The 12,477-nt window shown below is 68.2% G+C and carries 6 protein-coding genes; 1 reads left to right on the forward strand and 5 read right to left on the reverse strand.

The window, feature by feature from the left end:
* Positions 1–35: 35 nt before the first annotated feature.
* The 3 genes from IHE49_RS11355 to pepQ form a co-directional block, all read right to left on the reverse strand.
* On the reverse strand, positions 36–6,059 hold the full coding sequence (locus tag IHE49_RS11355; protein WP_192157919.1) for an ESPR-type extended signal peptide-containing protein: 6,024 nt from the start codon (positions 6,057–6,059) through the stop codon (positions 36–38).
* Between the two features lie 238 nt (positions 6,060–6,297).
* Complete coding sequence (locus tag IHE49_RS11360) at positions 6,298–6,495, reverse strand: hypothetical protein (protein WP_192157921.1); 198 nt, start codon at positions 6,493–6,495, stop codon at positions 6,298–6,300.
* A gap of 92 nt (positions 6,496–6,587) precedes the next feature.
* On the reverse strand, positions 6,588–7,907 hold the full coding sequence (gene pepQ, locus IHE49_RS11365) for a Xaa-Pro dipeptidase (protein ID WP_192157923.1): 1,320 nt from the start codon (positions 7,905–7,907) through the stop codon (positions 6,588–6,590).
* A gap of 153 nt (positions 7,908–8,060) precedes the next feature.
* On the opposite strand from pepQ, the gene IHE49_RS11370 reads away from it, so the two are divergent.
* A complete protein-coding gene (locus IHE49_RS11370; RefSeq protein WP_192157925.1) occupies positions 8,061–9,683 on the forward strand; it encodes a tryptophan halogenase family protein in 1,623 nt (540 codons plus the stop codon).
* Positions 9,684–9,717: 34 nt separating this feature from the next.
* On the opposite strand, the gene IHE49_RS11375 is transcribed toward IHE49_RS11370, so the two are convergent.
* Positions 9,718–10,047, reverse strand: a complete 330-nt coding sequence (locus IHE49_RS11375; protein WP_192157927.1) for a PilZ domain-containing protein — start codon at positions 10,045–10,047, stop codon at positions 9,718–9,720.
* The gene (locus tag IHE49_RS11380) at positions 10,044–12,440 is read right to left on the reverse strand and encodes a DUF1631 family protein (protein WP_192157929.1); all 2,397 of its coding nucleotides are present in this window, start codon (positions 12,438–12,440) and stop codon (positions 10,044–10,046) included. The genes IHE49_RS11375 and IHE49_RS11380 overlap by 4 nt, the downstream gene beginning before the upstream one ends.
* Positions 12,441–12,477 lie beyond the last annotated feature (37 nt).

Below are 12,477 nucleotides of genomic sequence, written 5' to 3' on the forward strand. Positions count from 1 at the left end.
TGAAAGCGGCCATCCGTGGCTTTCCGCTTTCGATGTCAGAATTTCCAGTCGAGGCTGATGCGGCCGGATTGGTCGCGCGACTGCTTGCCGAACTGGCCCTGATAGGTGCCATCCACCGTCACGTTGGGCGCGATGGTGAAGCTGACGCCCACGTTGGCCACGCCGGCATTGCGCAGCACCGGTGTGCCGGCGATGTCGAAGCTGTCGCCGCCGCTGGCGAAGCGCATCGTATCCACCGGCAACACGTCGCCCCAGGCATGTTGCCAACCGAGGCTGGCGTGGGCATGCAGGCCGTGGTTCGCCGCGCCAAGGTCGAAGCTGGCGCGCAGGCCCAGCGTGCCGTAGCCCACGGTGCTGTCCTGACCCGCCACATCGAGCGCGGCCGGCGTGCCGTTCTCCTGCACGCTCGGCGTGCTCAGGCGTTCCACTGCCAGGTTGGCGAACGGCGCCAACGTGGTGTTGCCCTGCACGAACGGCAGGCTGCCATCGAGGTACGCCTGTGCGGTGTGCGCGTGGTAGCTGCTGTCGGCGACGCCGTCGAACGAGCCAAAGTCGATGGCGCGATGGGTGTCCACCTTCTGCCAGCCGTAGATCGCCGCGCCCTGCCACAGCAGGGCACCGGTCTGCGCGCTGCCGTAGACGCCGAGGTGCTGGTCGAGGGTGTGTGCGGCCGAGCCCTGCGCGTCGATGCGCGTGCTGCCTTCGCCCGTGCTCATCACTGCGCCGAGACGTGCCGTGCCCAGCGGCAGATCGGCGCCGAACAGCAGGCCGCTGCCGTTGGAATTCATGGTCGAGGCGTTGTTGTTGCCGTCGTGGCTGCCCCAGTGGCCCCACGTGGACGTCCAGGCCGTGACGCCGTCGGCATCGGTGACGTTGAGGCCGTTGGCGTCGTTGCTCTGACCGGCGATGTGCTGGTTGATCGCGTCGCGCACGTAGTGGTCGTCGTCCATGATCGCGGTGCGGGTGGAGGCAAGGATTTCGCCGCCGAGCTGGTCGAAGGCGTGGCGTGCGGTGGCCGCGTCCAGCATCAGCACGGCGTCGTAGACGGAGGTGCCGTAGCCCAGCGAGGCGACGCCCGAGGCAGCGGCACGCTGGTTGGGCGTTTGCGCCACGTTGCCGAAGCCGACGTCGTTGCGTTCCAGCGACAGCTTTACGTCGTTCGCGTCGTAGCTCAGCACCGGCGTGAGGAAGGCGAAGTTGACGGTGGGCGTGGCGAAGGTGCCGCTCACACCGCCCGTGGCGGTGAGGATGGTGTAGCTGGTGATCGGCGCCCAATTGCCCGCATCCGCCAGTACCAGCGCACTGCCGGCCAGGGTGGCCGTGCCCTTGACGGCGAGTAGGCTGGCCTGGCCCGTCGGCGTGGCTTCGACCTCGTACACGCCTTCGGCGGTCTGGGTGTAGTTGCCGTCGATGGTCAGCGTGCCGATGGAGCCACCGGCCCACACGTTGCCACCGTTGGTGACGTTGCCACCGATAGTGCCGTGGCCGCGCAGTGTGCCGCCCGCGTCCACGGCGACGCCGCCGCCGAGCATTGTCGACGGCGTGGATGCATCACCCACTTCCAGCGTGCCCGCGGCGACTGTCCACGCGGCAGTGGAGGCCGTGCTGCCGGTGACGACCAGCGTACCCGAGCCGGTCTTGGTGAGGTTGGCGAAACCGTAGTACTGCACCGTGCCGGTCCATGACGTGGGAGCTGTGGCCACGATTTGCGAGAGGTCGAAGCTGTTGCTCGCACTGCCGCCCAGCACCAGCGTGTCGCCGCCATTCTTCGTGCCGCTGGTGGACACCACGTTGCCGGTGAAGCCGTAGCCGCTCGCCAGGGTCAGCGTGTTGCCGCCGCCGGAGAAATCCACAGCGTCGGCCTGCGCGCCGGTGCCGTTATCGCCGAGGCCGCCCTTGATGATGCCCGCGTTGATCACGCTGGCGCCGCCGGTGGCGACCACGCCGGCACCGCCAAGGCCGCCCGTGCCGATGCCGCCGTTGCTGCCGCCGCTGTACCCCAGGCCACCGCTGCCGCCTGCACCACCGTTGCCGCCGGTGATGGTGCCGATGTTGGTCAAGGTGGTGTCGCTGCCGAGACTGACGCCCACGCCACCACTGCCGCCTGCGCCGCCATTGGCGCCGTTGCCGCCGCGACCATTGCCCATGGCATTCCCACCATAACCGCCTGCGCCGCCGGTACCGCCCTTGCCACCGCTGATGCTGCCGTCGTTGGTCAGGCTGGCACCGCTGCCGCTGAGGCTTGCGCCGGCGCCAGCCTCACCACCGATGCCACCCACGCCTCCGGCGCCGCTGTTGTCGGCGACGGTAGCGCCCATGCCGCCGTAGCCGCCGCTGCCACCGGCGCCGCCATTTCCGCCGGTGAGGGTGCCTTCGTTGGCAAGGCTGGCACTGCTGCCACTGAGATTTGCGCCGGCGCCGCCGTTGCCGCCGGCGCCACCACCGCCACCAGCACCACCGTTGCCACTGGTTGCATAGCCACCGGTACCGCCACCACCGCCGGCGCCACCAGCACCACCGGTGACGCCGCTGCCGGACTGGATCGACAACGTGCTGTTGGCCATCCCGGTGACAGCATCGCCACCGTTGCCGCCGACCGTGCCATTGCCACCGGCGCCGCCGTTGGTGCCATTGCTGCCACCGCTGCCATTGCCGCCGTCGTAACTCGTTACGGCCGCCGTCGCTCCGCTGTTGCCTATCTGCAGGGAGCTTCCAGTGCCTGCCGTCCACGTCACACCAGTGCTGGTGCCCGTGTAGGTGAGCGTGCCCGTGCCTTGCTGCATCACCGCCCCGTTGCCGAAACCAGTGATGTTGTTCGTGACCGTGGTGGTGGCGGCGTTGTCGAACACCAGCGTGCCGTAGTCGATGACCTGACCTGTACCGAGCGAACCATCGCTGCTGCCATTGCCGATCTGCAAGGTGCCTTGCGGGTTGATGAAGGTGAAGCCGTCGTAGGTGTTGGCGCCGGTGAGGGTGAGCGTGCCTGTGCCGAGCTGGCCCAGTTCGCCGGTGCCGGAAATCACGCCGGCGAATGTCACGTCGTCGCTGCGATCAAAACCCAGTGCGCCGTAGTCGAGGATGACGTCGCCGAGGACCGAACCGCTGGTGCCGCCGTTGCCGATCTGCAGCACGCCGCCCGCGATGGTGGTGCCGCCGGTGTAGGTGTTGGTGCCTGTCACCACCAGCGTGTTGCTGCCGGTTTTGCCCAGCGCGCCCACCGTGCTGCCGTTGTCGGTGATGTTGCCGCTGATTGTTTCGGTGTAGCCATTGCCAACGTCGAACGTCGAGTCGCCGCTCAACGTGAAGTTGTTCGCCAACGTCAGACTGTTCGCGGCAAAGCCCAGCGTGGTGCCCGCTCCCATCGCCACTGCACCGGTGCCGAGGGCCGAGCCGCTGCCCACATCGAGCGTGCCGCCGGTGATTGTCCAGTTCTGGCCGCCGCTGTTCGTGCCGGTGATCGTCCACGTGCTGGTGCCAGTCTTGGCGAGATTGACGAAGCCCACGTACTGCGTGCCGCTGTAGCTGCCGGGCAAGGCGGTCACGACATCGCTCATGTCGAACGTGGCATTGCTGCTGCCGCCCAGCGTCAACGTGTCGCCGCCATTCGTGCTGCCGCTGCTGCTGATCACGTTGCCGGTGAAGCTGTAGCCGCCTTCCAGCACCAGCGTGTTGCCGCCGCCGGAGAAATCGACCGCGTCCGCACCCGAGCCACCTGCAATGCTGTCGGCGTTGGTCACCGTGCTGTTGCCGGTGGACACGACGCCCACGCCACCGATACGGCCGCTGCCACCGGTGATCGTGCCTTCGTTGGTCAGCGTGAAACCGCTGCCCGACACACCGGCGCCGCCATCGCCGCTATTGCCGCTGTAGCCGTTGACATTGCCGCCGCCGCTGCCACCCTCGGCGCTGCCGCCCGCACCGCCCGCGCCACCGTTGATCGTGCCCGTGTTGGTCAGGGCGAAGCCGGTACCGCTGACCGCTGCCCCGCCGTTGCCCCCGTTGCCCCCGTAGCGGCCGCTGCCACCAAAGCCGCCGCCGTTGCCTGGGACGGTGATGCTGCCCCCGTTGCCGCCGTCCGCATTGCCGCCGGCGCCGCCCGCACCGCCGTCGATCGTGCCCGTGTTGGTCAGAGTGAAACCGTTGCCGCTGACCGCCGATCCGCCGTTGCCGCCGTTGCCGCCATAGCCGCCGCTACCGCCGTAGCCGCTGCTGCCGTGGCCACCGGTGCCGCTGCCGCCTGCGCCGCCCTCGGCGCTACCGCCGGCACCGCCTGCGCCACCGTTGATCGTGCCCGCGTTGGTCAGGGTGAAACCGTTGCCGCTGACTGCCGACCCACCGTGGCCACCGCTTCCGCCGCGGCCGCCGTTGCCGCCATAGCCACCGTAGCCGCCGTTGCCACCGCTGCCACCGTCGGCGCTGCCGCCCGTGCCGCCTGCGCCACCGGTGAGCATGCTTCCCGTTGCAACGCTCAGCGTTGTGCCGCTGCTGCCCGTGACGGCGGTTCCGCCGTAGCCGCCCGCGCTGCCGGCGCCACCGTTGCCGCCGTAGCCGCCATTGCTCCCCGCCCTGCCGTTGCTGTCGGTGCCATTGCTGCCGCTGCTGCCGGTAACGGAGCCGGGTGTGGTGCCATCGCTGCTGCCGATTTGCAGGGTGCCGTCCTGCAATTGCCAGTCCTCGCCGGTGCCTGTGCCGGTGAGCGTCCAGGTACTGCTGCCGGTCTTGGCGAAATTGGCGAAGCCGATGTATTGCGTGCCGTTGTAGCTGCCGGGCACGGTGGCGACGACGTCGGACAGGTCGAACGTGGTGCTTGGCGAGGTATTGCCGCCCAGCGTCAACGTGTCGCCGCCGTTGGTGCTGCCGCTGCTGCTGACCACGTTGCCGGCGAAGCCGTAGCCGCTTTCCAGCACCAGCGTGTTGCCGCCGCCGGAAAAATCCACCGCGTCGGCTTGCGTGGTGCCATTGCCCGCGAGGCCGCCGCTGATGTTGCCGCTGGTGGTGATCGTGGAGTCGCCCGTGCTGACCACGCCGACGCCGCCCAGCCCATAAGTACTGCTGCCGCCTTTGCCACCGTTGCCGCCAGCAATGCTGCCGGTGTTGTCCAAGGTGAAAGCCGAGCCGGCGACACCGGTGCCGCCATTGCCGCCGTGGCCAGGGCTGCTCGGACTAATATCGGCATAGCCACTGCCGCCGTTGCCACCTCGGACGACAGCGCTGTTGAGCAAGGTCGTGCTGGATGCCATCAGCACGCCACCACCGCCACCGCCACCGCCGCCGGCGAAGCCGTCGCCACCGCCATTGCCGCCATTGCCACCTGCGATGCCACCCTGATTGGTCAGGGTGCCGCTGCCGAGCAGCACGCCTGCGCCGCCACCGCCGCCGCCGCCGCCGTAGCCACCCTGATAGGTGCCACCATTGCCGCCGTTGCCGCCTTGCAAGGCACTGACCGATGTGATGGTGGTGGACACGGTATAGCTGCCGCCGACATGACCGCCGCCGCCGCCACCACCGCCGCCACCGCCGCCAACAACGGGAATCGCGGCGCCACCACCGCCGCCTGCGCCATAACCATCATTGTTCAGTCCGCCACCCGCGCCGCCGCCGCCGCCGCCGTTGTAGAGTTCGAAGCCGCTGCCACCGCTGCCACCACCATCGCCCGTGCCGCCCGCACCAGCCGCGGACGTCAAGCTACCGGCACCGGCACCCGTGCCCTGCCCATTGGAACCAGCACTGTTGTAGCCACCCGCCCCGCCGGCATTGGGCGCGCCTGTACCGCCCGCACCGCTGGCGGTGAGCGTGCCATTGCCGCCGGCACCGCCCGCCGCACCCTGCGTACAGTTGGTGTAGGTGGTGCCGTTGACCGTGCAGGTGCTCGCCGCCCGTGCCGGTGCCGTGAATGCCGTCATCGCCAGCGCTGCCACGCAGGCCATCGCCAGGGGTTGCCTGCGCAGCGGCGATGCGCCTTCACCCGTGGCCGCGCCACCTTGCGAGTGTGCGAATTCCGAAGTGACTTGCAGTACGTGCAACGCGCGGTTCCATACCAGGCGGTAGATGCGGTTCATGGGTTCCCCTGTGGTGTACGTGATGTGGCGAGGTATTGCCCGCCATGCGCTGAAACGAACGTTGGACCGCCGGGATGACGAGCGTGAAGCGATTGAACCAGGTTCCCCGGCAGGCGAAAAACGGCGCGGGTACATTAGTGCGCGCGTGCGTGTGTTGGCATCCCCGAAATTGGGGGGTGTGGGAAGCAGGGTGGGCGCGTACCGCGCGCTGACGCATGGCGGGCGGACGGTATCCGTCCTATGTGTTCGCTAGCGGCACATCCAACCGAAGCACAGCCCCTCGGCCGAGGCTGCTTTCGATCACGAGTTCACCGCCCATGCGCGCAGCGCGGTCGCGCAGGCTGGCCATGTCTGCATCAATGGCGTGGATGGCGGGGTCGAAGCCTTGGCCGTTGTCGTGCACTTCGGCATGCAGGCGGTTGTCGATGCGTTGCACGACATCGACGCGGCGTGCGGCGCTATGCGTGGACCGCGTTGCAGCTTCATGCGGCCGGCGTGGTATTCACCTGCGCCGCTGCGGCCGGGCGTTTAGCCGAGCCGGGCGAACGCGTCGCGCGTGAGATTCTCCGGCGCACCGTCGGTGCAGGCCACGTCGTCCTCGATGCGGATGCCGCCATAGGGGCGGAAGGCGTCCACCGTGGCCCAGTCGATGTCGGCGGCAACGGGCTTGTCGCGCAGCTCGGCCAGCAGCATGTCGATGAAGTACAGACCGGGTTCGATGGTCACCACCATGCCCGGCTCCAGCGTGCGCGTCATGCGCAGATACGGATGGCCGTCCGGGCGCGGGATATTGCCGCCGCGTTCGTCTTGCTGGAAGCCGGCCACGTCGTGCACCTGCAAGCCGATGGAATGGCCAAGCCCGTGCGGGAAGAATGCGCTGGTGACGCCGGATTCCACCGCGCTTCCCGCGCTCATGCGGATGAAGCCGTGCTCGCGCAGCACGTCGGCGATGGCATGGTGGGCATGGAGGTGCAGTTCGGGATAACTCTGGCCCGGGCGCACCTTGGCCGCGAAGCTTTGCTGAGCGGCGTCCATGCTGTCGATCAGCGCCTGGAAGCCGCCATGGCCAGCAGCGGCATAGGTGCGCGTGATGTCACTGGCGTAGCCGGCGCAACTGGCGCCGGCATCGATCAGGAAGGAGCGGTGCTCGGCCGGCGGCGTGCGGTCGAAGTGCATGTAGTGCAGTACCGCGCCGTGTTCGTTGAGGCCGACGATGCTGGCATAGGGCAGCTCGGCATCGATCTGCCGCGCGGCGGCGAGGTAGGCCAGGTGGATGCCGAACTCGCTTTCGCCCGCGCGGAACGCGGCCTCCGCCGCGCGGTGCGCGCGGGCGCCGATGCGGCTGGACTCGCGCATCAGCGCCAGTTCGTAGGGCGTCTTGTACGAGCGATGCCAGTGCAGGTAGTCGAGCACGGGCTGCGGATTGTTGATCGTCACGCCATCGATGGCGGGGCAAGCGGACGCGATCACCGCGTTGCGATCTTTCGGCAGTTGGGCCACGGCCTCCCCGGCGCTGCGCACGGTGGTGATGTCGAAGTGCTCCACCCAGTAACCGTGCGGCGTCTGCGGCGCCACGTGCCAGTAGTCGCGAGGTTGTACGAAGACCAGTTTCGGTTTCATGCCCGGCGTGTAGGCGATCCAACTACCCGGCGCATCGGTGAGCGGCAGCCAATGCTTGAAATGCGGGTTGGCGACGAATGGGTAGTCCTGGTCGTCGAGGAATTTGCCGGGTGGCGTGCCCGCGGCGATCAGCAGGTGGTCGAAGCCGCCCAACTCAAGCGCCCGGTCGGCGCGCGTGCGCAAGGTGGCGAGGTGCGCTGGGTAAAGGGAGGCGAGCGGCGCGTTCATGCGGATTCCGGCGTGGGGATGGCGGCGTGCGAGTGTAGCGCGCGACGGAATCGCTGCCGGCCGCTGCACTGGGCATGCGCAGGCCTTACGCTAAGGGGGTTGTTCAGGCTTCCTCCGACGCTTCACCTTGCCCATTCCGCCGGTAACCCGCCCATGGCCGACGTCGCCACCGTCTTCAACGAGAACATCACGCCTTATGCTCCTGGCCCGCGCACGGAGGCCGAGCCGCCAGTGAAGCGCATCGTGGTGGTCGGCGGCGGCACGGCCGGCTGGATGGCGGCACTGCTGCTCGCCAACTCCGACTACGGCCCGCGGCTGCAGGTGACGGTGCTGGAATCGCCGCAGGTGGGCATCATCGGCGTGGGCGAAGGCTCGACGCCGTGGTTGCGTGGTTTCTTCGACGGGCTGGGTATCGAGGAGTCGGAATGGATGCCCGCCTGCAACGCGACCTACAAAGCCGGTATCCGCTTCGACGGCTGGAGCACCAAACCGGGCTACGAAAGCTACTTCCACCCGTTCGCGTCGATGCTCGACAACATGACGATGACGCAGTTCATCGACAACGTGCATCGCCGGCTGGAAGGCGAGGATGTGGAAGCCCATCCCGACCGCTACTTCATCGCCAACCGGCTGGCGAGCAAGGGACTGGGGCCGCGGCCGCGGCACGATTTCCCGTTCGATGTGTGGTACGCCTACCACTTCGACTCGACCATGCTCGGCGCCTTCCTCGGCAAGAAGGCGGTGGAACGCGGCGTGCGCCATCTCACCCGCCACGTGCACGACGTGCGCCTGAACGAGCAGGGCGACATCGCTGCATTGCAATTGGACGGCGACGAGACGCTGGAAGCGGATTTCTTCGTGGACTGCACCGGCTTCGCCTCGCTGCTGATCGGCAAGGCGTTGAAGACGCCGTACGTGTCGTTCGCGGAAAATCTGTTCAACGACGCGGCGGTCGCCATGCCTTCGCCTGCCGATGGCTACCGCGAGCGCCCGCTGATGGGCGAAACCGTGTCCACCGCGCTGCGCCACGGCTGGATATGGAAGATCCCGCTCGCGCATCGCCAGGGCAATGGTTATGTGTACAGCACCGCACATTGCTCGCCGGACGAAGCGGAAACCGAGATGCGCAAGCACCTGGGCCTGCTCGACGACCCTACGCCGGCGCGCCACCTGCGCATGCGCGTGGGACGCGTCACCAAACACTGGAACCGCAACTGTGTGGCGATCGGCTTGTCGCAGGGCTTCATCGAACCGCTGGAAGCCACCGCCCTGCTGTTCGTGCAGCGCACGGCATCCATGCTGGTGAAGGCACTGGAGCAGGGCGACCTGAGCGAGCATGCGCAAGATGCCTTCAACGACGCGATCAATGACCGCTTCGAAGGCACGCGCGACTACGTCGTCACGCACTACAAGACCAACACGCGCACGGACACCGACTACTGGCGCGCCAACGCCGCCAACATCAACCTGTCGCAACCGCTGCAGCGCCTGCTGCGCACGTGGCTGTCCAGCCGTCCCATCGCGGGCGGCCTGCAGCAGGGCAGCTATGGCCGTGGCTATCCGGTCATGTCGTGGTACTGCCTGCTCGCCGGCGTGGGGCTGTTCCCGGGCATGCGGGGAACGGAGGCCACGTCCCGAGGCAAGTTGCGGCACAACCTCGCGGCCATCGATAACCTGCTGGAACGCAGCGCCGCGAATTTCCCCGAACACCGAGCCCTGCTCGCGAACATTCCGCCCCGGCCTACGGAGTCTTCGCTGCAGTTGTATCTATGGTGACGGAGGCCGGCCAGGGCAGGGTGAAGCTGAAGTCTCAGGCCTGCTTCAGCCAGCGTCCCAGCAGTTCGCTGTGGCTGTTGCCGACCGCGATGATGCGGTAGCCGGCCCAGAACTGGCCGGGACTGGCGGCAGGTTCGTGCCATTGTTCCTGCAGGCCGAGTTCAACGTGGCCGCCGGCATGGGGCAGCGCGATGCGCACCTGGTAGATGCCTTCGCTGCGCGGCTCGCGGCTGCCGATCAACAGCAGGCCGCTGGCGGAGACGTTGCACAGATTGCCAAGCGGCTGTTCGGCGATCATGTCGATGGCCACGATGCCGGCATCGACCGGCTTGCGCGGCGCGCGGCGCTGGTCGCGCGTGCTCATGGGCGGGCTCCGGGCGTCTTGGCCGATGAAGGTTTGGCGTTGCGCAGCAGGCTGCCGGTGAGCGAGTGCCAGGCACGATCAAGCAGGCCGTCGGATTGCTGCGGCAGCTCGCGTACCGCGCCACTGGTCATGGCACGCGCCAGCTCGCGCAGGTTCATTTCCTCGCTGCGCTGGCCGCGGCGGGTGATGAACAGACTCTTGCCAGTGACCGGCGAAAACCAGGCCAGCTTGCGCCGGCTGGTCTTGCCGGTGTCCAGGTCGGTGAATTCGAACCAGCTGCCGTAGGGCAGCTGGCGCAGGCGGTTGTGGATGCGTGCTTCCTGCGGGCCCAGCGGCGGCTCCTTGTCATCGTCGTGCGCCGGAGCCGGTTTGCCCTGCGGCGATTCGCCCAGCCGCTGGCGTTGCTTGAGGCGCAGCGCGAGGTCGGTGGCGCTGGGCAATTCCGCGGCGGCGGGCGGGGCTGCTGTCACGACAGGCGCGACGGCGGCGGGAGCAGGGGCCTCCGCGATGGGGGCGCTCCCGGCGGCGGCAACGCCATCCGGCGATGACGGTATGACGGCAGACGGCATGGCGGCAGACGCTGCCGTAGTTGTAGGCGGCGTGGATCGAGGCGGCGCGGCAATCGGCTCGATCTCGCCTTCGCCGATCAGGCGCAGCGCCACCTGGCTGGCTTCCTCGGCGTGCATGCCGATCTGTTGCAGGCCGGCTTGCACCTCGAGGCGCAGCAGGCCGGGGTCGTCCGTGGGCAGGCGACCCAGCAGTTCGTCGGTGACACGCAGGCGTTGCGCGAAGGCGGGACTGTCTTCGCCGTGTTGCAACACGGCGAGTGCCAGCACGTCGGACCAGGCGCGGTCTAGCAGGGTACGCAGCAGGCCGCGCGGCGGATTCTGGGCGTAGCGTTCGGCCAGCAGTTCGTTGGCGCGATGGCGAGCGAGATCCAGCCGCTCGCGACCTTGCATGGCTTCGACGTGGCGGCGTTCGGAGGCTTGCGCGCGGCGATTCAACTGGGCCAGGTGGTGCTCGATGTCGGCCAGCAGGCTGGTGTAGAGGCCGGCACTGGGCGGTTCCTTGCGCGCGCGTTCGACCAGTTGGTTGAGCCGCACGGTGAGCTGCTGGTCGGCATCGCCGTCGGTGCCGTCGAGCCAGTCGTTGGCGGCGTCGGCCACCACGCCTAGCAGGCGCCGCGCGGGGTGTTCGCGCTTGTCGAAGAAGTCGCGGTCGGTGACGGCGAGGCGCAGCATCGGCAGTTGCAGATCCCCGAGCACGGAGTGTGCGTGCTGGCCTTCGTGCAACTGCTTGCCGATCTGTTCGAACAGCATCGCCACCAGCTCCACGGTGTCGTCCTGCTCGGGGCTGAGCTGGGTGGGCGCGGCACCTGCGGGCTTGCCGGCATTGAGCTGCAGCAGGAGTTCTTCGCGCAGGCGCTGGGCGCTGCGCAATTCGCGGCTGGCGTTGTCGGTGACCTGGGCGAGATGCTGCTGCAAGGCGCCCAGCGCGGTCTGCAGCTCCTCCGGCGAAGCAGCCTGTCCCGCGACGACGCCACCGCCGCCAGCGGTGCGGCGCTGGGAAAGCAGGTCGCGCAGGGTCTCCAGCACGGTGATGGGCGCCTGCGGTGCGCCAGGGCTTTCCGATCCCGCGACGGCGGCGGCAGCAGGTGTTTCGGCTGCCGCGGAGCGCGCGCCGGGCGTGGTGCGAGGGGGCGCGTACGGGCGCAGTTGCGGCAGCAGGCCGTCGTCCAGCAGCAGCGCATTGACCACCGTGTACAGCGGTTCCGCTGCAACGATGAGCGCCTGCTCGAAGTTCTGCAGCAGCAGTTGCCGGTGCTCCGACGGCAGATCCAGCGTGCCGATGGCGATACGCAATGCATCGGCGAGGCCGGCCGGCCCGATCGGCAAGGCCTTCCCTTCCAGCGGCGCGGCGCCGACCAGCACGGCAAAACGATAGGAGAGCTCGGTCAGCAGCTGGCCATGGTGCGCTTCGCCGCGGGCGGCGAGTTTTTCCAGTGCAGCAACCAATTCGTGTTCGCTGCGTTCAAGCAACCGCAGTGGCTGGTGCACGCTGCTCGCGCCCGCGCCTTCCTCGACTTCGCCCAGATGTGCGAAGCCGTCGCGCAGATGGTTGGCATAGGCCTGCATGAACGCCGGGCGTTGCATCTGCAACTGCGCACGGCTGTCGATGTACTGCTGCTGGGAAGCATGGCTGCGCGCATGCTCGGCCATCTGGTAGAGCTCCTTGTCGAAGCGATCCAGGCACTGTTGCAGTGCGGGTTCCAGCCATTGCGCGCATTGCGGGCCGATCACGTTGAGCAGTCGCTGGGTGCGCGCGGGCCAACGAGGGCGGACAGGACCGTCCGTCGCGTTGGTGGCTTGCGGTTTGCGATGCTCTGCGTCCATGACGCCTTCCCGGTGATTCCCCTGAGTGGAAGTGTAG

Source organism: Rhodanobacter sp. 7MK24 (genome assembly GCF_014842995.1).
Lineage (GTDB): Bacteria > Pseudomonadota > Gammaproteobacteria > Xanthomonadales > Rhodanobacteraceae > Rhodanobacter_A.